Here is a 26,728-nt window from a genome sequence, read left to right on the forward strand (position 1 = left end):
TGAGTTAAGCGCTGGAGTGTTCATTTGTTGCGATTACTGTTTCTGCTGATGGGTGGGCCGGCACTGAGATCCGGCTGGCCGTATCTCGCCGCGTTAGGTGTGATGTGTGTCGGGGCAAGTGCCGGGATCGTAATGGATCTGCTGCAACATGGAACGGTTTCATTTCCCTTGCAGCTATTAGGGATGTTTCTCACGTTAGAAGCCGGAGCGGAGGCGCTGAATGCGTTCTATGCGCCTGCCGGTATCGCCTGGCCGTCACTGCTGAAATCGACCGTATTGCTAATGTTTGGCGCGCTGGTGTTTCTTGCCCCCCACGACAGCGGCGTTTGCCTTTCACTGGCATTCGCAGCGGTGTTTTTACTCGATGGCGGATTCCGCATCATCTCATGTTGCCTGATGCGCTGTCGGCGCTGGACGCGCAAATTAACGCTTGGCTGTACCGAACTGGTGTTCAGCGTGATGATTGCCACCAGCTGGCCGTTATCACCGCATGCCATTGTGCCGCTCTGTTTTGCCCTGTTGCTGTTGGGTTGGGGTATCAATCTGTTAATGATGACAGCACAAATCCACGCCTTGCCCGTCAACACCAGCGTCACCGCATTGCCGCTGTTTACGCGTTCCGGTTTGCGTGCGCCTCACGGATTAGGGTATGTGCATCCGCCGCTGAGTCAGCATGCGGTGAGCACGCCGCTTAACGTTTACATCTGGACGCCGGTAGGTTCGGGTGATGTGGCAGGACGCCGTCCGTGGTTTGATCGCTGGGTGGCGGCAATTGACCATCGCGGCGAAGTCTCTACCGGCCATACTTCGCTGGAGATGGGCGAAGAGATTTACATCAGCCTCTATCCTGCGGATGACGTTTCCCGCGATTTTTGCGGCTTTCTGAAAACGTTGCGCGCGAAAGAGGAGTTTGATGTGGAAGGTTGCTACCTGCTTTCACTGGAGAAAGAGATCAAGGCTTGGTGTCGGCCTGACAAACGCCTGACGTTGCCACACTACAATCAGCAGGCGCTACGCAATTTCTGGCTCAGCAACGCCCACGATACGCGCTACAACCTGACGTCACGTAACTGTTCAACCAGTGTGATTCAGGCGCTGGATGTCGCAACCGAAGGTCTACTCGGTGAGCGAGGCTTGCAAGGGTTATGGGTGCTGTTCAATCCCGACTTCTGGCTGTTAAGCCTGGTGCGCAGCCGCGCCGAAGGCATGACCTGGACGCCGGGATTGGTGATGGATTATTGCCTGCTACTGCGCCAGGTTTTGGCGCCAGCACAGCGCTTTAGCCGTTATAAAAGGGCAATGAGTTGGCTTCAGCATCAGCTCAGTAATAAGCGTTCGGCTACGGATCCGTAACCGATGCAAAACCGTGTAAGCGCAAGATGGTCTGCGCCGTGACTGAAGAGAGAAATGCCGCGAAGGGCTGTGCGACTTCAGAGCAGCATGCCCAGCCGTATCTGGCCTGCACGTTATAAGGCGCAGGGATATCCAACACCTCAAGTTGTGGGCAGCCACGCAAACGCGGCGCATAGCTGGCGTAGCCGATAAACATATCCGCGTGCTGCTGTTCGATTAGCCACTGCGCCGCCAGCTTACCGGCGGGCACTGTTACACTATTCGGGCCGCCAACCAAGGTGCGCGCTTTGGCTTTCAACGTGCTTCCCAATCCCGGATGACGTTGCTCAATATTTTCAAACAGTTGCCAGGTGTAATCGCCCGAAGGATCGCTTAGCGGCGTCGAAGTGGCTAAGCGTAAATTATTCCGACAAAGCAGCGCTAACCAGTCATCATCATGCGTGACAACGTCACGCTTAACCGTCAGGCACAGCGAGTTGGCGGCAAATAATCCCACTTCTGTTGCGCATCGTTGCTGCAACAGCGCTTCAGGATGCAGTCGATTTGCAGATGCAAAAAAGTCGCACGGTTCGCCCGCCTCAATACGCTGGCGCAGCATGCCCGCCGGACCAAAATCGGTGTTCACCGCGATGCCGGAGAGCGAGGTAAATGCCGCCACCACATCCGGCCACGCCGCGCGCAAACTACCGGCTGCCAGAATCTTCAGCGTTGTCATGATAGTGCGTCCGGTAAAAGCGCTGATACCAGCGATCAGCTTGTTGTTGCATGTCGATGTCGCGGAATTGTTCCGGATAGAGCTTTTTCGCCATCCACAGTTCGCCGAGGCCAATCGCTTCCGGCATCGGATAGCCCCAGGCTTTGGCGTATTCCGGCATTAGCCACACCTGATGATTTTTCACTGCATTAATGGTTTGCCAGCGCGCATCTTGCTGGATTTCCTGCACCACATTTGGATAACGATCCTGCACAAAAATCACCTGCGGATTCCATGCCACAACCTGTTCCATGCTGACCTGTTTGAAACCCTGTACGGTCGCGGCAGCGACATTGAATGCGCCCGCATGCGCCATCATCAAGCCGGTGTATTTGCCCGAGCCGTAAGTGGTGAGGTCGGGATTCGCCATATAGGCGCGCACGCGCTGCTGATCGGGCAGATTTTTCAGACGGTCGCTGACGATTTTGCGGCCGGCAAACGCGGCATCAATCAGCTCCTGCGCCTGCTTTGGCTTATTAACTACCTTGCCTATCAGCGTGATGCCTTCCTTAATACCGAGATCGTAGGCCTGATCTTCGTTCTGCATGCTGGGATTGATTTTGCCTTGCTGACCGGGATCATCGTGACGCAGTGAGATCGCCAGCACCGGAATGCCCAAGGCAGAAATCTGGTCGATCATCTCCTTCGGCGCATAGTTGGTGACAAACACCACTTGCGGATGCAGCGCCACCAGCCGCTCCAAATCGACATGCGTTAAATCACCCAGCATCGCTTTGTGCGTGAGTTCCGGCACCAGCTGCGCATAACCTTCGCCCAGCTGCTGTTGCCAGTTCGCCAGGATACCGACAATTTTATCGGTGGAGTTGAGCTGCACCAGCAGGTTCAGAGTTTGATGTTGTAGCACCACCACGCGATCGATGTTGTCGGGAATCGTCACCTGACGACCAATCTGATCGGTCACCACGCGGCTGGCATAGCTGTGTAAAGAGGTAAAAGTGAGCAGACCGGCGATAATAATCCGGTTAAAAGAGATGTGCATAGTCGCTCCTAAATGCGATATGCATCGGAGTATATAGCGATTGTGTGGAGCGGGATATGACCTTTTCATGCTGGTCTAAGAAGGGAAGCGTAGGCTTCCCTGCCGTGAGTTAAGGAATGATGCGTGCCGCGCGCAATTGGGCAAACAAATTAAAGAACATCTCATCCGTTGCTTGATAACCGTTAAAACCCGCGCGCCGTATTTTGCTGCCGTCGCCAAACATGTCGTAATCCCAGCCGAAAACGAAATCCGCAAACTGTCCATCATTGAGTTGCAAGATTTCTGGCTCGATTAGCTGATGTTCTTTAGCGATGGTTTGCCACAGTTCGCGGTAATCCTGAAACAGCTGATGAAACGACAGATTTACCGCCGGCGCGCATTCCAGTTCAAACCAGCGGGCGATCGCCGGCCATAACTCGCTCCAGCGCCATAAATCGCCGTTGTTGACGTTGAATGCCTGATTGCGCGCGCCGGGCGCATTGGCCGCCCACAGTGTGGCATGCGCGAGTAATCCAGCATCGGTATGATCGACCATGCTGTGCCAGGTGTGCGATGAGCCGGGGAAACGCAGCGGTAAGCCCTGAGATTTACACAGCGATGCGTAGAGCGCGATGCTCAGCGCCAGGTTCATGGCATTACCGGGTACCGCGCTGCCGACCACACCGGGACGCAAGGCGTGCCAGTGCCAGCTTTTACCGCGCTGAAAGTCACTTAGCCAGCGCAGCTGTTGCGCATTGAATTCGGCTCCCGCGACGCCGGGGTCGCTTTCGCGCGCGGGCGTTTTGAACGGTCCCAGATGCGCGCCATAAACTTTGTATCCCTGCATCAAACTGACGCTGCGCAACGGCGCGATTTTATCGATGTTAACCACCAGATTGCGCAGCATCGTCACGTTGGGTTCGACCATTTCACGCCAGTTGGCAGCATTCAGCCAAGCGCTGTAGAAAATATGCGTGACCTGATTAAGCGGGGCCAGCGCCTGTGTACTGTGCTGCGCATCCAGCAGATCGACATGGATGAAAGGGATATCCTGCGTTGAGATTGCAGGCTGGCGCGTCAGGCCGATCACCTGCCAATCCTGCTGACGCAGCGTTTTTACCAACTCACTGCCGACAATGCCGGTTGCGCCCGCGACCAGCGCGACGTGATGTGTTTGCGACATGATGATTCTCCTGTGAACAAGACAGGCACAGTGTTATCTATTATTTTTATTGCTGATATCCCACTATCCAGATGCCACTTATCAGAAAAATCATTAAATGAATAATAAACTCAATGCCATCAATACCTTCCTTCGCGTGGCGGAAGCCGGATCGTTTTCGGCAGCAGCGCGCCTGAGCGGGATGAAGCAATCCGCTGTAAGCCAGCAAATCGCGGCGCTGGAGGAAGAACTCGGCGTCGTGTTGTTGCACCGCACCACGCGCGCGATGAAATTGACTGAGCAGGGCGAGCGATACTTACAGCAGATGCAGCCGCTGCTGGCCGCGATGCAGGATGTTGAAAGCCAGTTGCGCCCGGCGCAGCAAGCGCTGCAAGGCAGCGTGCATATCCAATTACCCAGCGGATTAGGCCAGCGCTTGCTGCCGCCTTTGCTGGCGCTGCAACGCGTGAACCCAGAACTGCATCTGACCATCGCGCTCGACGATCGCGTGGCCGAACTGGTGAGTGAAGGCGTGGATATCGCGTTGCGCCTGAGTGAAATGCCGCCTGAGATGTTTCCGGCGCGCTTACTGGCGCGTATTGAAACGCCGCTGTTTGCTGCGCCTGAGCGGGTACGCGCAACACCGATTACCTCGCTGGCAGAGCTGGCCGCGCATCCGCATGTTCGCTTTAGCGGTATCGACAAACAGGCACCGCTGCGCCTGATATCCAACCAGGAAACCGTAGCGCTAACCGTGAATACCGTGTTTCGCGCCAACAGCAGCGAAGGGTTGTTGCAGGCGCTGCAGGCGGACATCGGCGTCGGCGGCATGCAGTTACCGCTGGTGCAGGAGGCATTAAAATCAGCTTCGCTGGTGCGCATCTTGCCGCAATATCGTCTGCCAGACCGTTTTCTCTACGCGGTATTCCCGGATGCGCGCTTTATCCCACGGCGCGTCAAACGTGTGGTGGAAGTGATCGAACAGGTTGTGGATGCGTTAATTCCTGCAGCTGATTAAGCCGCTCTCCATCGTGGCGCATGGCTGCGCCATTTTCGTGCTTCTTATCGCAACCGCTGCATTGTAAAGAAACATAAGTATTCGATCTTGTATCCAAGAGCGTATCCCATCTGGCCTGGCCGCTAACGCCCTCGTTTATGGAATTTTCTGGCACGCAAACTGCAACGTTTCCGATAAGTGATAAATCGGGAGTATTCGCATGTTTGATGCACTGTTGGATGAAGATGCCACTACGTTGGCGGCGTTAATCCGCGGCGGAGACGTTTCGGCGCAGGAAGTGACGCAAGCCGCCATTAATCGCATGGAGCAGCGCGAGCCGCAGATTCAGGCGTTTTGTACCGCTACGCCACAGCTGGCGCTGCAACAGGCGGCCGCTGTTGATGCAAAACGCGCGCGCGGCGAAACGCTGGGGGCGCTGGCGGGCGTTCCGCTGGCGGTGAAAGACCTGATTTGTACCGCAGGCGTGAAAACCACTTCTGGATCGCATGCCTACGCTGATTTTGTCCCGGAAGAAGATGACATCACCGTTGAGCGCCTGCTGGCGGCCGATGCGGTGCTGCTGGGGAAAACCACCGCACCGGAGTTTGGCTATAGCGGCGTTGGGCACAATCCACTGTTTCCATCACCGCGTAATCCGTGGGATCTCTCTAAAACGCCGGGCGGATCGAGCGCCGGTTCCGGCGCGGCATTGGCGGCGCGCCTGTGTCCGATTGCGCTGGGCAGCGATGGCGGCGGTTCGGTAAGAATTCCCGCCGCGCACTGCGGCGTGTTTGGCCTGAAAGCGTCAATGGGGCGCGTACCCTTATGGCCGGGCTGTCGCGACGAGCGTTATCCCGGCGTTTCCAGCTGGGAGTCGCTGGAGCATATCGGCCCGATGACGCGTTCGGTGCGCGACAGCGCGCTGATGATGTCGGTGATGGCGGGGCCAGATATGCGCGATCGCCACTCGATTCCCTGCAACGACGTGGATTGGCTGGCCTCGCTGGAAAAACCGCTGAGCGGTCTGCGCATCGCTTTCAGCGCGGATTTCGGCTACATCGCCGTTGATCCCGAAGTGCGTGACATTGTCACGCAAGCCGCGCGTCGTTTTGCCCGTGAGCTCGGCGCTGAACTGGATGAAGTCGATCCCGGTATCACCGATGAAGGTGCCACCTTTGCCGCGCTGGTGGCTTTTGAGAGCGATCTCACCGGCATGCGTCACATGCAAGCTGAACTGGGTGCACGCATGTCACCGCATCTCAGCGCCATACTGCAACGCGACTGGCGCGCTGAAACTTTTACCGACGCCAATACCACACGCAAAAAGCTGTGTAATCAGATGTGGCGCTTTATGCAGCATTACGATCTGCTGCTGTCGCCGACGCTGGCGGTGCCGCCGTTCCCGCTCAACATGCAGGGACCGGAGATCATCGATGGCCGCATGGTGCGCAGCGATCACTGGCTCTCATTCTGCTTCCCGTTCAATTTCACCGGCCAACCGGCGGCGTCTGTTCCTGCGGGCTTTACCGCCAGCGGATTGCCGATTGGCATGCAAATCGTGGGTCGTCATCTGGACGATGGCCTGGTGCTGGCGGCGAGTGCCGCGTTCGAGCGCATACAACCCTGGAATCACATCTCACCTGTTTCAATCGGAGTTGCCCATGACTAACAAAAATTCACCGGCTTTAGAGCAGGAGTTCGAGCATGAACCGGTTCCGCTCAGCCATCGCCACTCGACGGGTTCGGTGTCGGCGGTGTGGTTTGGTTTCCCGATGATCCTCACCAATGCGCTATTTGGCGGCATCATTACCTGGCATCTCGGCTTCTGGCCGGCGCTGATTGCCATTCTGCTGGGTAATCTGGTGCTGTTTGCCTATGTGGGTGCGCTGAGCTGGTTCGCCGGTAATACCGGCATGAACTTCGCGCTGCAGGCGAAACGGACCTTTGGCACCAAAGGCTACATTTTGGTTTCGGGCTTCCTTTCTACTGTAGTGATCGGTTGGTACGCCTTCCAGACCGGGTTAACCGGCACGGTGATAAATCAAACCTTTGGCTGGAATGCACTGGCGGTGACGGCGTTTGCCATGGTGCTGTATACCGCCATCACCTTCCTCGGCGTGCGCGCATTGTCCGTGCTCGGCATGATCGCTGCGCCGCTGTTCGTGGTGTTGGGATTGGTGGCGCTGTGGCTGATCAGTAAGGATCACGATTTCAGCACCATCACGCAGTTTACCGGCAGCAGCAGCGCTGTCGGCGCGATGAGTATGGGCACCGCCGTCACCATGGTGGTGGCCGGTTTCGCCGATTCCGGCACCATGACGGCAGATTTCACCCGCTGGTCAAAAGACGGTAAATCGGCGGTGATTGCCGCGTTCTCAGCGTTCCCGGTGGCGAACGTCATCTCTTATCTGTTTGGCGTGGTGATTGTGGCGGTGGGCGCGGCGGTTGATCCGGCGAGTAACGGCGGCAACTTCCTGCCTATGCTAATGGGTCACGGCATGCTGCTGTCGGTGATTGCCTTCCTGTTTGTGTTTATCAATCTCGGTTCGGTGTGTACGCACTGCCTATATAACGGCGCAGTCGGCTTTAGTCATCTGTTCAGCAGCAAAATGCGTCTGTGGACGGTGATCCTTGGCGTGATTGGTGGGGCGCTGGCGCTGGCTGGCGTGTGGTCCTATTTCCTCGAATGGCTGAGTTTGCTCGGCATCGTGGTGCCGCCGTTTGGCGCGGTGATGATTGTCGATTTGATCTTTATGGCGAAAATCAGCGAGCAGCGCCAATTGCGCCGCATGCGCGGTAGCGCCTTTGCCGCCTGGGCGATTGGTAGCTTGTGTGCGGTGATTGCGCACATCGCCTTCCCACAGTTCGGTGAAGCGGTGATTGGCCTGGTGACTGCTGCCGCCAGCTATACGCTGATTGTGAAACTAAAAGGTGAAAGCACAGTAACTGTGATGGAGGAAAAAAATGCCTGATTACGCCATTGATTCAACCCCTTACTCGTGGCCGTATGACGGTCGCTGTAACCCGCAGGATACCGCACTGATCGTTATCGATATGCAAACCGATTTCTGCGGTGAGGGCGGTTACGTCGATAGCATGGGCTACGATATTGCCTTAACGCGCGCGCCTATCAAACCGCTGCAGCAGGTGCTGGCAACGATGCGCGAGTTGGGCTTCCCGATCATCCATACGCGCGAAGGGCATCGGCCGGATTTAAGTGATCTGCCTGCGAATAAGCGTTGGCGATCCCGGCGCATGCAGGCGGAGATCGGCGCGCCGGGTCCGTGCGGGCGCATTCTGGTGCGCGGTGAACCGGGCTGGGAAATTATCCCGGAACTGGCGCCATTGCCGGGAGAAGTCATCATCGATAAACCGGGCAAAGGCTCGTTTTACGCTACCGATCTCGAACTGATTCTGCGCAGCTGCGGTATTCGCAATCTGATCATCAGCGGCATCACCACTGATGTCTGCGTCCACACCACGCTGCGCGAGGCTAACGATCGCGGTTTTGAGTGTTTGGTGTTGTCAGATTGCTGCGCGGCGACGGAGCTGAAACACCACGAAGCGGCGCTTAGCATGATCCATATGCAGGGCGGAATTTTTGGTGCCGTAGCCAGTTCGCAGACCTTGCTGGCGGGATTAATTAGCAAGCAAACGGTTGAGGTGGATTAGCTCTTTAACCACTTTTCGTAGTGCTCTGGCCACGCCATGGTCGGCGTGCCGGGCCTGCCCATACCAAATCCATGTCCGCCGCTGCTGTAGCGATGCATCTCAACCGGCACATGCTCACGCTTACAGGCGTCAGCCATAATCAGCGTGTTATGCGGATCGGAAATCGGATCGTCCTTTGCCTGCACCAGAAAGAAGGGCGGCGATTGCGGATTGACAAACTCCTGCACTGACCATGCGGCGTTTTCACTGGCGGGCGCGTGGTTACCAACCAGCATTTTGTGGGTTGAAGTGTGGGTGTAAGGCGCTTCCAGCGTGATGATGGGATAGATCAGCGCCGCGCGATCGGCCGTGGCGGGCAGGTTATCCAGGGCATCGGTTGCCCTATACGATCGAAAATCTGCTCGCGTGACCGCCATACCGAGCAGATGACCGCCAGCGGAAAAGCCTAACACGCTGAGATATTTTTCCCGTTGCCGCACCAGGCGTAGCGCGCGCTGTGCATCCTGCAGTGAAACCATCGCACCATCTTTCCAGCCTTCATGCGGTAAACGATAACTCAGCACATAAGCGGTATATCCGCGCGCCGTCAGCCAGGCTGCAGCGGGCCAGGCTTCTTTACCCATTTCAATGCGCGTATAGCCGCCGCCTGCGGCAATCAATACCGCGCGACCATTCGGCGCGGGCGGCGTTAATACGGTGAGTGTGGGCTGTACAATATTACGCTGCGCGCCTTTGGTTGAAATCACCAGATCGCCAGCAGGACCGCCACCGCCCGGCGGTAAATCTGGCCATAGCGGCAAGATTTGGGTTGTTACGCGTTTCGAAGCAGCCCAGATTAGCCCGCTGCGCACTGTCAGCGTGGAAAGAGTGAGATACGACAAAAAATGGCGGCGCTCCATGGCAGCTCCTCATGAAATTGGAGATTTATTGAAGCAGAAAAATCAGCAGAAAAGATGAAGAGGGCGTTGCTATGTATGAACAAATGCGACGGGAAAAGCATTAGGGTTTGTAGTTACAACATACTTTTAATTGTTTTCTTAATCGTGAACCTGGCAGCAGTGCGGTTGTCGTTGTGACAGTGAAGCGCGGCTATAGGTGCTACGACGAAAGTGACAATGGCCTTGGCTGCGTCTGGTACTCCGATGGGTGCTAATGATGCGGCGATCGCCGGACATGCCATTGCGGCAGGCACAATTTTAGTCCCTAACAATACTCGGGAATTCGCTCGGGTAGTGGATTTGGATCTTCAGGATTGGGCTAGTTAGCCACCAAAGAAAAGGGCGACCAACGTCGCCCCCAAATCAACCTCAACCACGCATCGGTTCAGCACGGACCGGTTTATCACCGGCAACAAAGTAATCCGCTTCGCTGCGCGGCAGCGGCTGGAGACCACGAATGTTATCTGCGATTTTCTCGCCGATCATGATGGTTGTCGCGTTCAGGTTACCGGTGATGATAAGCGGCATGATTGAAGCATCTACCACGCGCAGGGCTTCAACGCCGTGAACGCGGCCTTCACCATCGACGACAGACATCTCGTCGTTACCCATTTTACAGGTGCCACACGGGTGATAAGCCGTTTCGCCGTGATTTCGCACAAACTCATCCAACTGCTCATCGGTCTGGCAATCCAGGCCTGGGCTGATCTCCTTACCGCGATATCTATCCAGCGCCGGCTGGTTGATGATCTGGCGCGTAATACGAATCGCATCGCGGAACTCCTGCCAATCCTGCTCATGTGACATGTAGTTGAACAGAATCGCTGGATGGCGACGCGGATCGCGTGATTTCAGGCGTACATGACCGCGGCTTGGTGAGCGCATCGAACCAACGTGGCACTGGAAGCCGTGCGCTTCCACCGCGTTCGAGCCGTTGTAGTTAATCGCCACCGGCAGGAAGTGATACTGAATATTCGGCCAGCTGAACTCTTCACGGCTGCGGATAAAGCCGCCGCCTTCAAAGTGGTTGCTGGCACCGACGCCGGTGCCATTAAACAGCCACTCCGCACCGATTTTCGGCTGGTTCCACCACTTCAAGGCCGGGTAGAGCGAAACTGGCTCTTTGCACTCATATTGCAGGTACATTTCGAGGTGATCCTGCAAGTTCTCACCCACGCCCGGCAAATCATGCACCAGCGGGATATCGAACTGTTTCAGCAGTTCAGCGGATCCGACTCCGGAACGCTGCAGAATCTGCGGCGAGGCGATGGCTCCGGCGCACAGCAGCACTTCACGACGTGCATGCGCCTGGTGCGAGGTATTGCTGGAACCCAGCAGATACTGCACGCCAACCGCGCGTTTACCTTCAAACAGAATGCGGTCGGTGGTCGCATGGGTAACGATTTTTAGGTTCGGACGCGTTTTTGCGGTATCGAGGTAACCGCGCGCGGTGCTGGAGCGGCGACCTTTCGGCGTCACAAAGCGATCCATTGGCCCGAAACCTTCCTGCTGATAGCCATTCAGGTCATCAGTGCGCGGATAACCTGCCTGCACGCCGGCTTCAATCATCGCTGCGAATAGCGGATTATTGCCAGGTTTACAGGTGGTGATGCTCACCGGACCTTCGCCGCCGTGATAATCATTGGCACCGATATCGCGCGTTTCAGATTTGCGATAGTAGGGCAGGCAGTTCAGGTAGCTCCAGTTTTCCAGACCAGGCTCATTGGCCCAGTTATCGAGATCCATCGCGTTACCACGGATGTAGCACATGCCGTTGATCAGCGACGAACCGCCCAAACCTTTGCCGCGTCCGCACTCCATGCGACGGTTGTTCATGTACGGCTCAGGTTCGGTTTCATACGCCCAATTGTAGCGTTTTCCCTGCAGCGGGAAAGCCAGCGCCGCAGGCATCTGCGTGCGGAAGTCGAAGCGGTAATCTGGGCCGCCCGCTTCTAAAAGCAGCACATTGACGCTGCTATCTTCGGTCAGTCTTGTTGCCAAAACGTTCCCTGCGGATCCGGCTCCGATAATGATGTAATCAAATTCCACTAGTCGTTCCTCAGGTTAAAAGCCAAAATTAAAATACGGACTGAAAACGGGTCATTTCGAGCTGTACAGATTTCACCTGCGTGTAGTTTTGCAGCGTCATCAGGCCATTTTCACGGCCCACACCCGAATGTTTGTAACCGCCCACCGGCATCTCAGCGGCGGATTCGCCCCAGGTATTGATCCAGCAAATACCTGCTTCAATCTGGTGAATCACGCGGTGCGCGCGGTTGAGATCCTGGGTTACCACACCGGCCGCCAGGCCAAATTCAGTAGCGTTGGCGCGGCGAACCACTTCTTCTTCGCTTTCATAAGTCAGAATCGACATCACTGGCCCGAAAATCTCTTCGCGCACAATGGTCATCTCATCGCGGCAGTCGGTGAACACGGTCGGTTCTACCCATGCGCCGTTATCGAAAGCCGCACCGCTCAGACGTTTACCGCCGCACAGCAGACGCGCACCTTCGCTGATGCCAGATTCGATGAAGCGCATCACGTTGTCGCGATGCGCGAAGCTCACCAGCGGACCGAAGTTGGTATCTGGATGGTTGAGATCGCCGGCCTTAATACGCGCCACGCGCTCAGCGATTTTGGCTTCAAACGCCGCTTGCAAATTAGCCGGGATAAACACGCGCGTGCCGTTGGTGCAAACCTGGCCCGAGCTGTAGAAGTTCGCCATCATCGCGATATCCGCGGCGAGGTCGAGATCGGCGTCGTCAAAGATGATCAGTGGAGATTTGCCGCCCAGCTCCATGGTGACGTCTTTCAGCGTCGAACCGGCGGCATTGGCCATCACTTTCTTACCGCTGGCAACGCCACCGGTGAAGGAGACTTTATCAATGCCCGGATGATCGGTGAGCAGCTGGCCGGTAACCGCGCCACGACCGTTCAACACGTTGAACACGCCGTTTGGTACGCCCGCTTCGGAGTAGATTTCTGCCAGTTTCAGCGCGGTTAGCGGCGTGACTTCGCTCGGTTTGAAGATCATCGCGTTACCAGCAGCCAGCGCGGGCGCGGATTTCCACAAAGCGATCTGAATCGGATAGTTCCACGCGCCGATACCGGCCACCACGCCCAATGGTTCGCGGCGGGTATACACGAAAGAGGTGTCGCGCAGCGGGATTTGCTGGCCTTCCAGAGAAGGAATCAAGCCCGCGTAGTACTCCAGCACGTCGGCACCGGTCACGATATCCACATATTGGGTTTCGCTCAGCGGTTTGCCGGTATCAAGGGTTTCCAGCGCGGCCAGTTCATCATTGCGTTCACGCAGAATATCGACCGCACGACGCAGGATGCGTGAACGCTCCATAGCGGTCTTCGCCGCCCAGATTTTCTGGCCTTTTTTCGCTGCGGCAACAGCGCGATCAACGTCTGCGCGGTCAGCTTCATGCACGTCGGCCAGCACTTCGCCGTTCGCCGGGTTGATGGTCTGGAATGTGTTGCCAGCCGCAGCGGGAACCAATGCGCCATCAATATAAAGGTGTTGCTCGGTGAATCGGGACATGATTTCTCCTTCCTCAGTGATTCTGGTCAGCCAATTGCTGACGAATGAATTGGGTGGTGAGCTGTCTGGCGATAGCCAAATCGAACGGTTTGCCGCTGAGCGCCGCGCGCAGCCACAAGCCATCAATCAATGAAGCGAGGCCATGTGCCGCCAGACGCGCCTTTTCGCGCGGGATTACGCGTCGAAACTCGGCTGCCAGCGTGGAAAACAGGCGACGGCTGCTCACGCGTTCTAAGCGGCCCAACTGTGGCTGATGCATGCTGCTGGCCCAGAAATCCAGCCAGGCTTTCATTGCGGCGCTGTGCACCTGCGAATCATCAAAGTTGCCTTCCACTATCGCCAGCAGGCGCGCTTCCGTTGTGGCGTCTGCCAGCGGTTTTAACCTTGCTGCTACCGCATCACGTAGCTGACGTGTTACGTCACGCATCGTGGCTTCCAGCAGACCGTTCTTGTCTTTGAAGTAGTGGCTAATGATGCCTGTCGATACGCCAGCACGTCGCGCAATCTGCGCAATGGTGGCATCGTTGATCCCGACTTCGTTGATGGTGCTCAGGGTCGCATCAATCAGTTGCCGACGACGTATCGGCTGCATTCCCACCTTTGGCATAACACTCCAGCTCCACTTCAATCTTAGAACACTATTAAAACTTTTTTTGATTGCACGTTCAATATAAAAAAGAAATTTGTTAGGATGCTGTGCTTGGATTGTTACAAAAACGAAGCGGGGAAGCGAAGGGACTCGGCGGATGCGTATACACGCGCATCCCATGAAAACCGCATTTTGCCTCGTCGGGATGTCGTTAATGGCGATCTCCGCGAGCTTCTTTGGCACGTACTACAGGAAATTAACCAGAGGTAATCGATGATTAATCCACCTGCCAGTGAAAAAGACAGAATCAATCCTGTGGTGTTTTACACCTCCGCCGGACTGATTCTGACATTTTCACTTGTCACGATTTTTTACAGCGAACTCGCTGCCAGCTGGCTTCTGACCGCCGTTAATTGGGTCACCTCCACGTTTGGCTGGTACTACATGCTCGCTGCCACGCTGTACATCGTGTTCGTCATCTACATGGCGTGTTCGCGCTACGGCGCTATCAAGCTGGGGCCGGAGCAATCTAAACCCGAGTTCAGTTTGCTGAGCTGGTCGGCGATGCTGTTTGCCGCCGGCATCGGTATTGACCTGATGTTCTTCTCGGTTGCCGAGCCGGTAACCCAATACATGCAGCCGCCAGAAGGTGCAGGGCAGACCATGGAAGCCGCGCGTCAGGCGATGGTGTGGACGCTGTTCCACTACGGCGTCACCGGCTGGTCGATGTACGCATTAATGGGCATCGCGCTCGGCTACTTCAGCTATCGCTACAATTTGCCGCTCACCATCCGTTCGGCGCTCTATCCGATTTTCGGCAAACGCATTAATGGCCCGATTGGTCACACGGTGGATATCGCTGCGGTGATCGGCACCATCTTTGGTATCGCCACCACGTTGGGGATTGGTGTGGTGCAGCTGAACTACGGCCTCAACGTGCTGTTCGATGTGCCGGAAGGTTTCACGGCGCAGGCCGCGCTAATTGTGCTGTCAGTGATCATCGCCACCATCTCAGTAACATCCGGTGTGGATAAAGGCATCCGTATTCTTTCTGAGCTGAACGTCGCGCTGGCGCTGGGCTTAATTCTGTTCGTGCTGTTTATGGGCAAAACCGATTTCCTGCTCAACGCGCTGGTGCTGAACGTTGGTGATTACATCAATCGCTTTATGGGCATGACGTTGAATACCTTTGCCTTCGATCAGCCACGCGAGTGGATGAATAGCTGGACGCTGTTCTTCTGGGCGTGGTGGGTTGCCTGGTCGCCGTTTGTCGGTCTGTTCCTCGCACGTATCTCGCGCGGTCGTACCATTCGTGAGTTCGTGTTGGGTACGCTGATTATTCCGTTCACCTTTACGCTGCTGTGGCTGTCGGTGTTTGGTAACGCGGCGCTGTATGAAATCATTCACGGCGATGCCGGCTTTGCGCAGGAAGTGATGGCGCATGCCGAACGCGGCTTCTATAGCCTGCTGGCGCAGTATCCGGCGTTTAAATTCAGTGCTTCGGTGGCCACCATCACCGGCATGCTGTTCTACGTGACGTCGGCGGATTCCGGTTCGCTGGTGCTGGGTAACTTCACCTCGAAGCTGAAAGACATCAACAGCGATGCACCGAACTGGCTGCGTATCTTCTGGTCGATTGCGATTGGTGTGCTGACGATGGGCATGCTGATGACCAACGGGATTTCTGCCTTGCAGAACGCCACGGTGATCATGGGCTTACCGTTTAGCTTTGTAATCTTCTTTGTGATGGCCGGGCTGTATAAATCGCTGAAGGTGGAAGATCACCGCCGCGCCAGCGCCAGCCGCGACACTGCGCCGTACATTTCAGCCAGTAACGATCGCCTGAGCTGGAAGAAGCGCCTGTCGCGTCTGATGAACTATCCGGGCACGCGCTATACGCAGAAGATGATGGAAGAGGTGCTGTTCCCGGCGATGCAGGATGTGGCGAAAGAGCTGGAGCTGCGCGGTGGACGTGTATCGCTGGAGCGTGCCGAGCCAGAAGAAGGGCAGCCGCTGGGCCACCTTGATCTGCGCGTGTTGCTGGGCGAGGAGCAGGATTTCGTTTATCAAATCTGGCCACAGCAGTATTCGGTACCGGGCTTTACCTATCGCGCACGCAGCGGTAAATCGACCTATTACCGCCTGGAAACCTTCTTGCTGGAAGGCAGCCAGGGCAATGATTTGATGGACTACAACAAAGAGCAGGTGATCATCGATATTCTCGATCAGTACGAACGTCACCTGAACTTTATCCACCTGCATCGTGAAGCGCCGGGCAGCAATATGACCTTCCCGGACGTGTGATCTCAGCCAGGTGCGCCTCGATGCGCACCTGGCACTTTCTCCGATCGCAGCTACACTTTCACGCTGATTAAACGGGGGATGAAATGAAATTAGGCTTTGCTTGTAAGTATCTGGATCAACAGGCTAAACAGCCGTATCCCTTCAAAAGCACCACCCGCACGCGCTTTCTTAGTCTCGATGATGAATCACGCATCACGCTGCTAAACCAGCTGGCGCAAAACAATCTGCAAAATCTCACTCTCACGCTTGAAAAGCTGGCCACGCAGCCCGACGCGCTGCGCATGATGCGCATCGGCAGCGATCTATTGCCGCTTTACACGGTGCCGCAAGCGACTCAGCTGTACGGGGAATTATTGCCCGATCTTACGCCGTTACTGCGCCGCTGCGGCGAGCTGGCGCGCGCTAATAATATTCGGCTTTCATTCCACCCCGGCCAATATACGGTGCTGGCCTCCGATAATGACGGCGTGGTCGATCGCGCGATTGAGGATGTGGAGTATCACGCTACCTGTGCGGTATTAATGGGTTATGGCCGACAGTTTCAGGATTTCAAAATCAACATCCATATGAACGGCAAAAAGGGCTTTGAGGGATTCCGCGCCGCGTTTCTGCGGCTCACCCCTGAAGCGCGCAATATGCTAACGGTGGAAAATGATGAAATATCCTGTTCGCTGGACGATGTGTTGCAGGCGCGTGAATTGTGTCCGGTAGTGCTGGATATTCACCATCATTGGGTGAAAGAGAATCACTATATTCAGGCTGATGATGCGCGCATCGCGCTGATAAAAGCGTCGTGGCGCGGTGTGCGGCCAGTTTTGCACTATTCGATTGCGCAGGAAGGTTTGATTCCCGATCACGGTTTCCCGGATCAGCAGGATTTAGCGGTGTCGAAAACCAAACTTCGCGCCCATGCCGATTATTACTTCAATCAAAGCTTAAATGATTGGGCGCTGTCGTTTGATGCCTTCGATATTATGTGCGAAGTGAAAATGAAAAATTTAGCGCGCGACCGTTTGTACGATTATGCAGTCGAGCGCCAGATCATCACGGCGCCGTAATCACAATCGCCACGCGGCGGTTTTGCGCACGGCCCTGCGGGTTATTGTTGCTGGCAATCGGCGCGCTCATTCCTAAGCCGCGCGTAACGATATTTTCGCGCGGAATTCCTGCGCCTTGCGCCCATTGTGTCGCAACGGCGTTGGCTCTTTTCAACGACAGCTGCTGGTTGTAATCCGCTTTGCCGTAATTATCGGTATGACCATCAATACGCACATGCTTAATGCCGGTCGTCGCCAGATTTTTCGCCATTGTCTGAATGGTGTTTTTACTGGCGGGAGTGAGCTCAGATTCGTTGACGCCAAACAGAATTTTGTCCGACAAACCTAATCCCCAACCTTCGCTATTTTGGCTGAAACCGGCATTACGCATCGCCGCGATCTGTTCATCGCTGAAACGTCCCTTTGCCTGGCAACCGACCAGCGCCAGCACACACACCATCAGGAAAATTTTCATCTTCATCTCCGCACCTTACTCTTTCCCTTATTTTTGTACATGTTCGTATCTGCGCGTTCCAGAATCGACTCAACCGTATCGCCGTGCTGCGACCAGGCGTAGCCAATGGTCACCGAGGTGGAAATCGGAGTGCCTTCAGCAATAACTATTTTCTGGCTGATGGCTTCATTAATATCCTGCATCAGCAACTGCAATTGCGCCTCGCTGGCGCGGCTGCTCACCAGCATGGCGAACTCATCGCCGCCTAAACGCGCGACTAAATCCTGTTTATATGCCAATGCGGAAAGGCGCGAACCAATCGCTTTAAGTACTTCATCACCGGCGGCATGGCCCCAGTTATCATTGATGCTTTTAAAGCGATCGCCATCGAGAAACAGCAAAGCAAAGCGCTCTTTCGCCAGTTGCTGATCGAGCAGTTGGGTTAAACGCGCCACAAAGGCGGCGCGATTGGCGAGGCCGGTTAGCGGGTCTTCCAGCGCTTTGGCGGCCAGCGTGCGATTATCGCGGATCAGAGAAGCCTGCAGCGTCTGCATCTCTGTCAGCAACGAGTTGAGGTCATTGGAAAACAGCTGAAATTCGCGCGTCGGGCTTTCCGGGATACGTAAGGAAAAATCACCAGAATGGATCACGTAGTGGATCGAGCTGGTGATATTACGCAACGAGGCAAGTATGCCGCGATGGAGAAATTCACTCAGCAGGAAGGAGATGATTAACACGCACAGCATGCCGCTGGTCAGAATCATCAGCGAATAACGGATGAAATCGGCCGCACCGGTAACGGTGCCTTCCAGCGTCAGCGTACCGACATTGGCTTCCGAGTGGTTAATATTAACGCTGAGCGGTTTAAGATAAATCCACTCACGTAATAATCGCGGATACCAGCCGGTCTGTTCTTGTCGATCATGCCAGTCAACTAAAACAGTGTGATCGTCAGTCACCAGTTTTGCGGAATCGAACATGCCTTCATTGCCGAGGCGCGCGATTTTATTATGCGCGTCGTAGCTGTCTTCAAATACCGTGGCGGCCGTCAGCGTGGTGCTGAGCGTGGCGGCAATTAATTCCAGATTTCTTTTCTCGTAGCTTTTAATAAACAGCAGGGAAGTCGACGAGAGTAGCAGCCAGCACAGCAATAAAATAACCGCAGAGTTGATGGTGCTAATCTTGCGCAGCTTGTTACGAATCGATGATTTGTCATTTAGTGAATTTTCTATTTTCATCTTATTTGCTTCCATTGCGGGACAGCAACAGTACGTCCGGACTCACCTTGACGCCGCTCCTGGCAAGCGAATCAAGGTTGACTGAGAACAGCGTGTGGTCGGGTTTAAAAATCAGGCAGAAGGCGGCGCCAATGGTACATTCCGCATTGTTTTCAGCGAGGGTTAATACCGCCTTACCTTTGAGGTGATTAAAAAGTTCAACCTGTTGTTGCGGCGTCTGATCGCCAAAATAGACCGCATCGCAATGCTGCGTTGCCAGTTCACTTTCGCTGGAGAGATAAACCACGCTAAACGGAACGGCTGAAGGCACACTATTTTGTGGCAATGAGAGATGTTGCGCGGAGGAAAATACGCAGAGTTGTGGCGCGCCGGTTAAACCCGGCCAATGGGTAAAACTAATAATACCGCTGACAATGCGATTGGCTTTATCGTCTTTTATTTCAGCAATTGCTGAGCGAGAAATAAACAGCAGCAGAAATAGGGCAGTTACGACGATTTTGCAGATATGGAGCAGGGAAAGCAGTACGTCGGCTTCCCGATGAAGTTGATGTTTACGTAACATACTGCGTTCCCGAGAGTTCTTCGCATTATTCAGCGCGCAAATAGTAGCACCGCTACGGTTAAAAATGTACCTACAGTTCGTAGGGCCGATATTCATGGCGACTTTTCTCGCAAAATGCTCACCCGAGCATTCCACAAATTTCTGCGATATTTGTAGACGGCATTGCGCGAAATTATTTTATGGATAAACGACCAAAGAGGGCGCACTTCACCAAAGTGTGATCCAGCACACATTTATCGGCCTGATAACTGCTATGCGTTAAAACGGCTTAAATCGCTGATGCCGGATAAATTAGCGACAAAACCGCATCTTTAACGTGGATTTTCATTAGCCGTGCTTACGCATCTGCGCCACGTGCAAACCGCGCGATGAACATGGTTTTCGATTACGAAATAATTCGACATATTTATCGAGGTGAGGCTTTTTCACATTCTGGCAGGATACGCAACATTCAGTACATCCTGGTCACCGTGTCATGCAGTGGTTTTCAAAAAACGCCGTTTTTTTTGCTGTAAAAACCTGTCTGGCCGCCTTTCTGGCACTCTATTTCGCACTCGAACTGAATCTGGATAAACCGGCGTGGGCGGTGACCACGGTATTGCTCGCATCACAGCTCTATTCCGCCTCAACCATTTCCAAATCGGTGTTCCGTCTGCTGGGGACACTATTGGGCGGCGTATTCGTCTTCTTTATCTTTCCGCCGACCGTTCAGCATCCGCTGCTGTTCTGTTTCTGCATTTCGTTATGGGTCAGCGTTTGCCTCTATCTGTCACTGCACGACCGCACGCCGAAGAGTTACGTGTTTATGCTGGCCGGTTACAGCGCGGCGATCATGGGTTTTCCGGAAGTCACCACGCCGCTGTCGATCACCAGCACGGTGATTTCGCGTATTGAAGAGATCACGCTCGGCATCGTCTGCAGCAGCCTTGTGCATGCGCTGTTGTTTCCGGTATCGATGCGCAGTCTGCTGGAGCAGAGTGTCAGCCACTGGTATCTCAACGCGCGCAAACTGTGCAGCGATTTGCTTTCCGGCATTCCCAGCGACAGTTCGCCCGAGCGTGACGATATTCTGATCCGCATGGCAACGCATCCGCAGCAGGTGGAAGTGCTGATCACCCACTGCGTTTATGAAGGTGACGCCGCGCGGAGACTGATTCGCCTGGTTAGCGTGCAGTATCAACATCTCTCCTATTTGATCCCGACTCTCACGGCTATCGAGATGCGCCTGCAGCGGCTCTCGATACTGCAAATCGCCTTTCCGGAAAACGTGGCGCAAACCTTTCAGCTGTTTCTACAATGGCTCAACGATGGTGAAGCGGTAGGGGAAACCAGCGGCATGCAGCAGACGTTAAGCGCTTGTCAGGCTGAACTTAACCTCGCCTGGCAAAACGGCGAATTGCCTACTGAAAACTGGCTGCTTTTTACCGGATTAATGGAACGGCTGGCGGATTTTGTCCGTATTGCCGGGGCCTATCAAAGCGTTGGTGGATTGGTGAGCGACCTGTCGGGCGACACCACACTGGCGCGCGGCAAACGCACGCACCGCTTTTTTGATAAAGGGTTAATTCGGCTTTCGGCGCTAACCGCGTTCTGTGCCACCTTCGGTTCCTGCTTGCTGTGGATGGGATCGGGCTGGCGTGATGGCGCATCGGCACCGGTGATGGCGGCGATTCTCTGCTCATTGCTCGCCAGCCAGGATACGCCGCTAACTTCAATGAAGCTGTTTGTACGTGGCGTAATCGTGGCGATCATTATCAGCGTAATTTATGTGGCGCTGCTGCTGCCGCAAGCCACTTCGTTTGAGGCGCTGATGATTTGTCTTGCACCCGGACTGATGATTCTGGCGCTGATGATCGCGCGGCCCTCGACCAACATGATAGGCCTGAGCGTAGCGATTCAGATCCCCGGCTTTATCGGCCTCGGCCACCATTTAAAACCTGATTTGGTGCTGCTAATCAATAACGCGATTGCCACCATGGCGGGCGTGATGTTTGCGGTAATCATCACCGCCATCATGCGTAACAAACGCCCATCATGGACCGCGCGCCGCGCCGTGCGACAAGGTCTGCGCGAGCTATTGCGCTTTATTAAAGAGACCGAACGAAACGGTTCGTCACTGCTGGGACGGCAACGTTTTATCAGCCTGATGCTGGATAAAGTGAATGTGGTGTTGCCGCGCTTACGGCTCGATCCGCATCCCGATATGCGTTCAGCCGGCATGTTGCTCAAGGAAGTGTGGCTGGGCGTGAATAGCTTTGATTATTACGCGCGCCACAAAGAGCTGCTGCAGCAATATCATCTGGATAGTGGACAGATGTTTCATGAGCTGGCGCTGTTTCTTAAACGCCGCCTGAAGTCACTGCAAACCCCGCCGCATGCGGATTTGCAGGATGAGCTGGATTTACTGTTGCTGAAGCTGGAACAACTGGCGAAGCACGACGAAAGGGTGCTGACGCCGCTGTTCCATCTGTTCAGTATTCGGCTCTATCTGTTCCCGCAACAAGCGTGGCCAGCCGCCACGCCGCGTCAAAGGGAAGTTTTGCAGCGTCAGGCAGCCACTTAGAGTCGTCAGCAATGTTAGCGGCGAGAGCACAGGCCTGGGTCACTTTTGGTCCGGCGGTCCTCGCGCCGCTAGCGCGGTACCTTCACTTCGCTCGTCTGCCTGACGCACCGGCGGAGACGGGACTTCCCTGTCCCGGCTCCGCCTTTCGCCCGCGTCCTGCGGGCTCTGCTGGCTTCCTCGCTTCGTTCAGCGCTGCGGATTGCCGGCCCAAAAGTGCCCCCGGCCTGCTCCGAACCTTCAATGCGTGTTGTTGAAAACCGCACATTTGCCAGAGGCGCAGACGTGTCAGCGCCCGCACCAGAACTAAAAATGCTTTTTAACTGACAAGCATTACGCCATTCATGGCGACCACTTATTTACAGCGCCTCCAGATTCCGCCCGTTGCTGGCGATCACTTGCTTGTACCACCAGAATGATTTTTTGCGGATGCGTTCCAGGCTGCCGTTGCCTTTGTCATCACGATCGACATAAACAAACCCGTAGCGCTTACTCATTTCGCCGGTCGAGGCCGCCACCAAATCGATGCAGCCCCACGTGGTATAACCGATCAGCGGAATACCATCGGCAATCGCTTCGCCCATCGCCTGAATATGCTCTTTCAGATAGCTGATGCGGTAATCGTCGTTAATCTCGCCGTCGGCATTGATTTCATCGTGCGCGCCGAGGCCGTTTTCCACCAGAAACAGCGGCTTCTGGTAGCGGTCATACATCATGTTCATGGTGATACGCAGACCGAGTGGATCGATGCCCCAGCCCCAATCGCTGCGTTTGACATGCGGATTGGTCAGCGATTTCACCACGTTGGCGGCGCTGCTGTTTTGTTCGTTCATCTCTGCCGAGGCGCAGCGTGAGGCGTAATAGCTGAAGGAGACGAAATCAACGGTGTGACGCAGCGTAGCGGCATCTTCCGCTTCCATCGCAATCTCTACGCCTTTCTCGCGGAACACCCGCGCGGCATACGAAGGATAAGCGCCGCGCGCCTGCACATCGATAAAGAACAGGTTTTCGCGATCCTTCTCCAGCGCGGCCCATACATCCTCCGGCTTACATGACCACGGATAGAAGTTGCCGCCCGCCAGCATGCAGCCGACCTGGTTTTGCGGGTTAATTTCATGGGCGATTTTGGTCACCAGCGCGCTTGCCACCAGCTCGTGATGCGCCGCCTGATACTTCACCTGCTCCGGGTTTTCGCCCGGTTTAAACACCAAACCTGCGCCAGAAAACGGGCTGTGCAGCAGGATATTGATCTCGTTAAAGGTCAGCCAATACTTCACCAGACCGTTGAATTCTTCAAAGCAGGTACGCGCGTAGCGGCTGAAAAATTCGATCATTTTGCGATTGCGCCACGAACCGTATTCGGTCACCAAATGCATCGGCACATCGAAGTGGCACAGCGTCACCAGCGGCGTGATGCCATATTTCTGGCACTCTTCAAACAGGCTGCGATAGAACGCGATGCCTTCCGCGTTTGGCGTCAATTCATCGCCTTGCGGATAAATACGGCTCCAGGCAATCGAGGTACGAAACACGGTAAAACCCATTTCTGCCATCAGCGCGATATCGTCTTTATAGCGACGGTAAAAATCGATGGCGTCATGGCTTGGGTAATACTCATCGCTGCGCAGTTCGAAACGCTTTTCCTGGCCCAACTTTACCGGCATGCGATGCGCGCCGTGGGGGATCATATCCACCGTGGTTAAACCTTTACCACCCGCCAGATAGCTCCCCTCTGACTGATTAGCGGCTAATGCGCCGCCCCACAAAAATCCCTCTGGAAATGTCACTTCAGACATAAAAACCTCATTTACACCTTGGATAAATTAACGTTGGCGGGTTTGGCATCATCCGTCACCGGCTTTGGCTGTGCGGGCTCGGTGACCGGGATATCTTCAAAGCCGAGAATCAACGTCAGAATGAAGGAGAGCACCACCGACAGCACCATCACGCCAGCGACCCACACGATGCTCATCGGATTGGTGGGATCGAAAAACTGTACGCTGGTGAACAAGCCTGGTGAGGCCATTGAATGGCTGGCAAGTCCCCCAATCCCGGCCACTGCGCCGCAGATAAAGCCGCTGATCAGGCTGGCGATCAGCGGACGTTTCAACCTGACCGCCACGCCATACAGCGCCGGTTCAGAAATGCCCGCGACAATCGCCGATGCCGCCGCCGCAAAAGCGGTTTGACGCAGTTCAGGGTTCTTGGTTTTGAATGCCACCGCCAGCGAAGAACCGCCCAGCGACAGGTTGGCCCCAATTTCCGACGGCATTACCATGCCTTCTTTGCCGGTTTCGGCGATGGTTTGAATGATGGTGGGGGTAAATACGCGATGCATCCCGGTCATCACCAGCAGCGGCCACAGCGCGCCCATAATCGCCACCGACAACCAGCCAAGATAGCCGTGAATGGTGTAGACCAGCGCGGAAATGCCGCTACCAATCCAGATGCCGAGCGGTCCAATCAGCACAATGGCAATCGGTGCGGCCACCAGCACAATCAGCATCGGCTTGAGGAAGTTCTTGGTAACCGCAGGCGTGATGCGATCAACCCAGTATTCGATGTGCGACAGAATCCACGTCATCACCAGCGCCGGAATAACCGTGTAGGTGTACTTTACCGCCGTCACCGGAATGTAGGCAAATTCCACTGACTGGCCTTGCGCGGCTTTCGCCATCAAATCGACAAAGTTGGGATGCACCAGCACGCCCGCGATGGCAATCGCCAGCGACATGTTGGTTTTGAATTTCAGTGCGGCTGAGGCGGCCACCATAATCGGCAGGAAGAAGAACGCGCCGTCACCAATCACGTTGAGGATGATCAGTGTGGAAGAGCCTTTCTCCAGCACGCCGCTCATCTCCAGCACCATCGCCAGTAACTTCACCATCGAGCCACCAATAATCGCCGGGATTAGCGGCGACATGGTGCCCACCAGCGCATCCAGAATGCCGGCACCGATGCTGCGCAGGGTGATTCTGCGTTTCACTGGCGCCGCGCCATCGCTGTTCGGCGTACCGAGCTTCAATACTTCCTGATAGGCGAGGTTCACGTTGTTACCAATGATCACCTGACATTGCGTGTCGGTGTGCACCACGCCCATCACGCCGGGAATGGCTTTCAGCGTGGCGTTATCAATGTTTGCGCTATCTTTCACCACGAAACGCAGGCGCGTCATGCAGTGCGTCACCGCTTCGATATTGTTCAGGCCGCCGAGTGCAGCCACGATGGCGCGCGAGACATCCGCATAATTTTTAGCCATGGATTTTTGATCTCTGATTATTTGGTAGAGGTGCAGCGGTTTTCTGTGTGATTTTTAATCATGAGAAACCGGTTTCACAAAATCATGAAGATGTGATGGAATTCAGGCAAGAGATTTAAAATCCGATAGTTGAAAGTGTGAAGTTGATCGCTTTGACTAACTGGACGGCTATGCGGTAATGGCAGAAAAATTGCCGCCTATTTCGTGGCTTAGGTACACTGCTGCGATGAGCATGGAAAAAGAGTGAAACATGGCGACGATAATCGAGGTGGCAAAAGTAGCAGGCGTATCGAAAGCGACCGTGTCGCGTGTGCTGTCTGGTAATGGCTATGTCAGCCAGGAAAAACGCGAGAAGGTGTATCAGGCGATTGCCGCTACCGATTTCCGCCCTAACTTGCTGGCGCGCAATCTGGCGACCAAATCCAGCCAGACGATTGGGCTGGTGATCACCAACACCTTGTACACTGGCAGCTACTTCAGCGAGCTTATGCAGCACTCCGCGCGCCTGATGGAACAGCAGGGACGTCAGCTGCTGCTGGTGGATGGCAAACACAGCGCCGAAGAGGAACGCGCGGCCATTCAGTTTCTGCTCGATTTGCGCTGCGATGGCGTGATTATCTATCCGCGTTTTCTCACCACCGATGAAATGGACAGCATCATTGCGCAGCATAAACACCCGATTCTGGTGATCAACCGCCGTCTGCGTCAGCACGACAGTTACTGCATTTACTCGGATCAACAGCGCAGTAGCAGCGCAGCGGTGGAGCAACTGATTGCGCTGGGCCATCGCGACATCGCCTTTATCACCGGTTCACTGGATTCGCCGACCGGCCGCGAACGTCTGGCGGGCTACCACGCGGCGCTGACCAAACATGGCATTGCCGTTGAAGATGCGCTGGTGGTCGAAGGAAAATGGCAGGCGCAAAACGGCATGACAGCGGTGCAACAGTTACTGAAGCAGGGCAGAAATTTCACGGCGCTGGTGGCCAGTAACGATGATATGGCGGTGGGCGCGCTCAAAGCGCTGGCGGCCGCGCAGATTGCGGTGCCTGCACAAGTGGCAGTGATCGGTTTCGATGACATCCCGCTAGCGCCGTTTACCATTCCGGCGTTATCCAGCGTGAAAATGCCGGTAACCGAGATGATTCAGGAAACCATTGAACGCCTAATTTCCATGCTGGATGGCGGCGAAATGCGCAATGACAAAACCTTTGCCGGAGAATTAATTATGCGTGAATCAGTTGGGCCGGGACCGCATCACCCTCAGTGATGAAAAATTGGGGTTTCTGATTCCACTCATTTAGTCACTGATGTTATGTG

Annotated in this window: 21 protein-coding genes and 1 pseudogene; 10 read left to right on the forward strand and 12 right to left on the reverse strand. The window is 55.1% G+C overall.

Going from position 1 to position 26,728, the window contains the following annotated elements:
- Positions 1 to 27: 27 nt before the first annotated feature.
- A complete protein-coding gene (locus K5Y30_RS19345; protein ID WP_255606725.1) occupies positions 28 to 1,353 on the forward strand; it encodes a hypothetical protein in 1,326 nt (441 codons plus the stop codon).
- Here K5Y30_RS19345 and K5Y30_RS19350 read toward each other — a convergent pair.
- The 3 genes from K5Y30_RS19350 to K5Y30_RS19360 form a co-directional block, all read right to left on the reverse strand.
- Positions 1,340 to 2,068 (reverse strand): substrate-binding domain-containing protein, encoded by a 729-nt coding sequence (locus K5Y30_RS19350; RefSeq protein ID WP_222212932.1) that lies wholly within the window; start codon positions 2,066 to 2,068, stop codon positions 1,340 to 1,342. The genes K5Y30_RS19345 and K5Y30_RS19350 overlap by 14 nt on opposite strands.
- On the reverse strand, positions 2,037 to 3,107 hold the full coding sequence (locus K5Y30_RS19355) for an ABC transporter substrate-binding protein (RefSeq protein WP_222212934.1): 1,071 nt from the start codon (positions 3,105 to 3,107) through the stop codon (positions 2,037 to 2,039). The genes K5Y30_RS19350 and K5Y30_RS19355 overlap by 32 nt, the downstream gene beginning before the upstream one ends.
- A 109-nt stretch (positions 3,108 to 3,216) precedes the next feature.
- Positions 3,217 to 4,269, reverse strand: coding sequence for an SDR family oxidoreductase (locus tag K5Y30_RS19360; protein ID WP_222212936.1), 1,053 nt, complete (start codon positions 4,267 to 4,269; stop codon positions 3,217 to 3,219).
- Positions 4,270 to 4,366: 97 nt separating this feature from the next.
- Here K5Y30_RS19360 and K5Y30_RS19365 point away from each other — a divergent pair, with 97 nt between their 5' ends.
- From K5Y30_RS19365 to K5Y30_RS19380, 4 genes are all read left to right on the forward strand, one after another.
- Positions 4,367 to 5,266 (forward strand): LysR family transcriptional regulator, encoded by a 900-nt coding sequence (locus K5Y30_RS19365; protein WP_222212938.1) that lies wholly within the window; start codon positions 4,367 to 4,369, stop codon positions 5,264 to 5,266.
- A gap of 199 nt (positions 5,267 to 5,465) precedes the next feature.
- A complete protein-coding gene (locus K5Y30_RS19370) occupies positions 5,466 to 6,914 on the forward strand; it encodes an amidase (RefSeq protein ID WP_222212940.1) in 1,449 nt (482 codons plus the stop codon).
- A complete protein-coding gene (locus K5Y30_RS19375; protein WP_222183440.1) occupies positions 6,907 to 8,217 on the forward strand; it encodes a cytosine permease in 1,311 nt (436 codons plus the stop codon). Before K5Y30_RS19370 ends, K5Y30_RS19375 begins: the two co-directional genes overlap by 8 nt.
- Positions 8,210 to 8,917 (forward strand): cysteine hydrolase family protein, encoded by a 708-nt coding sequence (locus K5Y30_RS19380; protein ID WP_222212942.1) that lies wholly within the window; start codon positions 8,210 to 8,212, stop codon positions 8,915 to 8,917. The genes K5Y30_RS19375 and K5Y30_RS19380 overlap by 8 nt, the downstream gene beginning before the upstream one ends.
- On the opposite strand, the gene K5Y30_RS19385 is transcribed toward K5Y30_RS19380, so the two are convergent.
- A complete protein-coding gene (locus tag K5Y30_RS19385; RefSeq protein WP_222212944.1) occupies positions 8,914 to 9,816 on the reverse strand; it encodes an alpha/beta hydrolase in 903 nt (300 codons plus the stop codon). The two genes, K5Y30_RS19380 and K5Y30_RS19385, sit on opposite strands and share 4 nt — an antisense overlap.
- Before the next feature lie 186 nt (positions 9,817 to 10,002).
- Between K5Y30_RS19385 and K5Y30_RS24885 the strand changes: the two are divergent.
- Positions 10,003 to 10,182 (forward strand): annotated as a pseudogene (locus tag K5Y30_RS24885) (VapC toxin family PIN domain ribonuclease); the annotation flags it as partial.
- 42 nt (positions 10,183 to 10,224) lie between these two features.
- On the opposite strand, the gene betA reads toward K5Y30_RS24885, so the two are convergent.
- The 3 genes from betA to betI are packed head-to-tail and all read right to left on the reverse strand — an operon-like array spanning position 10,225 to position 14,012.
- Positions 10,225 to 11,904, reverse strand: coding sequence for a choline dehydrogenase (betA, locus tag K5Y30_RS19390; RefSeq protein WP_222212946.1), 1,680 nt, complete (start codon positions 11,902 to 11,904; stop codon positions 10,225 to 10,227).
- 28 nt (positions 11,905 to 11,932) lie between these two features.
- Positions 11,933 to 13,405: a betaine-aldehyde dehydrogenase gene (gene betB / locus K5Y30_RS19395; protein ID WP_222212948.1), complete on the reverse strand. Its 1,473-nt coding sequence runs from the start codon at positions 13,403 to 13,405 to the stop codon at positions 11,933 to 11,935.
- A gap of 13 nt (positions 13,406 to 13,418) precedes the next feature.
- Complete coding sequence (gene betI / locus K5Y30_RS19400) at positions 13,419 to 14,012, reverse strand: transcriptional regulator BetI (RefSeq protein WP_101761563.1); 594 nt, start codon at positions 14,010 to 14,012, stop codon at positions 13,419 to 13,421.
- A 255-nt stretch (positions 14,013 to 14,267) separates the two neighbouring features.
- On the opposite strand from betI, the gene K5Y30_RS19405 reads away from it, so the two are divergent.
- Together K5Y30_RS19405 and uvsE are read left to right on the forward strand one after the other, a co-directional pair.
- A complete protein-coding gene (locus tag K5Y30_RS19405) occupies positions 14,268 to 16,298 on the forward strand; it encodes a choline transporter (RefSeq protein ID WP_210080382.1) in 2,031 nt (676 codons plus the stop codon).
- Positions 16,299 to 16,381: 83 nt separating this feature from the next.
- A complete protein-coding gene (gene uvsE, locus K5Y30_RS19410; RefSeq protein ID WP_192413094.1) occupies positions 16,382 to 17,356 on the forward strand; it encodes a UV DNA damage repair endonuclease UvsE in 975 nt (324 codons plus the stop codon).
- Here the strand turns inward: uvsE and K5Y30_RS19415 are convergent.
- Genes K5Y30_RS19415 through K5Y30_RS19425 form a run of 3 tightly spaced genes read right to left on the reverse strand, consistent with a single transcriptional unit; the run spans position 17,343 to position 19,685 of the window.
- Positions 17,343 to 17,816: an OmpA family protein gene (locus K5Y30_RS19415; protein ID WP_192413091.1), complete on the reverse strand. Its 474-nt coding sequence runs from the start codon at positions 17,814 to 17,816 to the stop codon at positions 17,343 to 17,345. The genes uvsE and K5Y30_RS19415 overlap by 14 nt on opposite strands.
- Entirely contained in the window at positions 17,813 to 19,027 is a 1,215-nt protein-coding gene (locus tag K5Y30_RS19420) for a diguanylate cyclase domain-containing protein (RefSeq protein WP_110866835.1), read from the reverse strand. Before K5Y30_RS19420 ends, K5Y30_RS19415 begins: the two co-directional genes overlap by 4 nt.
- 1 nt (position 19,028) lies before the next feature.
- Positions 19,029 to 19,685, reverse strand: a complete 657-nt coding sequence (locus tag K5Y30_RS19425) for a YfiR family protein (protein ID WP_233501695.1) — start codon at positions 19,683 to 19,685, stop codon at positions 19,029 to 19,031.
- A 379-nt stretch (positions 19,686 to 20,064) separates the two neighbouring features.
- Here K5Y30_RS19425 and K5Y30_RS19430 point away from each other — a divergent pair, with 379 nt between their 5' ends.
- A complete protein-coding gene (locus tag K5Y30_RS19430) occupies positions 20,065 to 22,152 on the forward strand; it encodes an FUSC family protein (protein WP_222212950.1) in 2,088 nt (695 codons plus the stop codon).
- 356 nt (positions 22,153 to 22,508) lie between these two features.
- Here the strand turns inward: K5Y30_RS19430 and K5Y30_RS19435 are convergent, their stop codons facing one another.
- Complete coding sequence (locus tag K5Y30_RS19435; RefSeq protein ID WP_222212952.1) at positions 22,509 to 23,945, reverse strand: 6-phospho-beta-glucosidase; 1,437 nt, start codon at positions 23,943 to 23,945, stop codon at positions 22,509 to 22,511.
- A gap of 11 nt (positions 23,946 to 23,956) precedes the next feature.
- Positions 23,957 to 25,408 (reverse strand): PTS cellobiose/arbutin/salicin transporter subunit IIBC, encoded by a 1,452-nt coding sequence (gene ascF / locus K5Y30_RS19440; RefSeq protein ID WP_222212954.1) that lies wholly within the window; start codon positions 25,406 to 25,408, stop codon positions 23,957 to 23,959.
- A 250-nt stretch (positions 25,409 to 25,658) separates the two neighbouring features.
- Here ascF and K5Y30_RS19445 point away from each other — a divergent pair, with 250 nt between their 5' ends.
- Complete coding sequence (locus K5Y30_RS19445; protein ID WP_192234760.1) at positions 25,659 to 26,678, forward strand: LacI family DNA-binding transcriptional regulator; 1,020 nt, start codon at positions 25,659 to 25,661, stop codon at positions 26,676 to 26,678.
- Positions 26,679 to 26,728: the final 50 nt, after the last annotated feature.

The organism is Pantoea sp. DY-5 (genome assembly GCF_019795955.1).
GTDB lineage: Bacteria > Pseudomonadota > Gammaproteobacteria > Enterobacterales > Enterobacteriaceae > Pantoea > Pantoea leporis.

Bases quoted from the DNA above. Each gene is read 5' to 3' on its own strand.
- K5Y30_RS19375 (WP_222183440.1), top strand. From the start codon at position 6,907: ATGACTAACAAAAATTCACCGGCTTTAGAGCAGGAGTTCGAGCATGAA.
- uvsE (WP_192413094.1), top strand. From the start codon at position 16,382: ATGAAATTAGGCTTTGCTTGTAAGTATCTGGATCAACAGGCTAAACAG.
- K5Y30_RS19445 (WP_192234760.1), top strand. From the start codon at position 25,659: ATGGCGACGATAATCGAGGTGGCAAAAGTAGCAGGCGTATCGAAAGCG.
- K5Y30_RS19420 (WP_110866835.1), bottom strand. From the start codon at position 19,027: ATGAAAATAGAAAATTCACTAAATGACAAATCATCGATTCGTAACAAG.
- betB (WP_222212948.1), bottom strand. From the start codon at position 13,405: ATGTCCCGATTCACCGAGCAACACCTTTATATTGATGGCGCATTGGTT.
- ascF (WP_222212954.1), bottom strand. From the start codon at position 25,408: ATGGCTAAAAATTATGCGGATGTCTCGCGCGCCATCGTGGCTGCACTC.
- betI (WP_101761563.1), bottom strand. From the start codon at position 14,012: ATGCCAAAGGTGGGAATGCAGCCGATACGTCGTCGGCAACTGATTGAT.
- K5Y30_RS19380 (WP_222212942.1), top strand. From the start codon at position 8,210: ATGCCTGATTACGCCATTGATTCAACCCCTTACTCGTGGCCGTATGAC.
- K5Y30_RS19430 (WP_222212950.1), top strand. From the start codon at position 20,065: ATGCAGTGGTTTTCAAAAAACGCCGTTTTTTTTGCTGTAAAAACCTGT.
- K5Y30_RS19435 (WP_222212952.1), bottom strand. From the start codon at position 23,945: ATGTCTGAAGTGACATTTCCAGAGGGATTTTTGTGGGGCGGCGCATTA.
- K5Y30_RS19365 (WP_222212938.1), top strand. From the start codon at position 4,367: ATGAATAATAAACTCAATGCCATCAATACCTTCCTTCGCGTGGCGGAA.
- K5Y30_RS19355 (WP_222212934.1), bottom strand. From the start codon at position 3,107: ATGCACATCTCTTTTAACCGGATTATTATCGCCGGTCTGCTCACTTTT.
- K5Y30_RS19350 (WP_222212932.1), bottom strand. From the start codon at position 2,068: ATGACAACGCTGAAGATTCTGGCAGCCGGTAGTTTGCGCGCGGCGTGG.
- K5Y30_RS19405 (WP_210080382.1), top strand. From the start codon at position 14,268: ATGATTAATCCACCTGCCAGTGAAAAAGACAGAATCAATCCTGTGGTG.
- K5Y30_RS19360 (WP_222212936.1), bottom strand. From the start codon at position 4,269: ATGTCGCAAACACATCACGTCGCGCTGGTCGCGGGCGCAACCGGCATT.
- K5Y30_RS19425 (WP_233501695.1), bottom strand. From the start codon at position 19,685: ATGAATATCGGCCCTACGAACTGTAGGTACATTTTTAACCGTAGCGGT.
- K5Y30_RS19370 (WP_222212940.1), top strand. From the start codon at position 5,466: ATGTTTGATGCACTGTTGGATGAAGATGCCACTACGTTGGCGGCGTTA.
- K5Y30_RS19385 (WP_222212944.1), bottom strand. From the start codon at position 9,816: ATGGAGCGCCGCCATTTTTTGTCGTATCTCACTCTTTCCACGCTGACA.
- K5Y30_RS19415 (WP_192413091.1), bottom strand. From the start codon at position 17,816: ATGAAGATGAAAATTTTCCTGATGGTGTGTGTGCTGGCGCTGGTCGGT.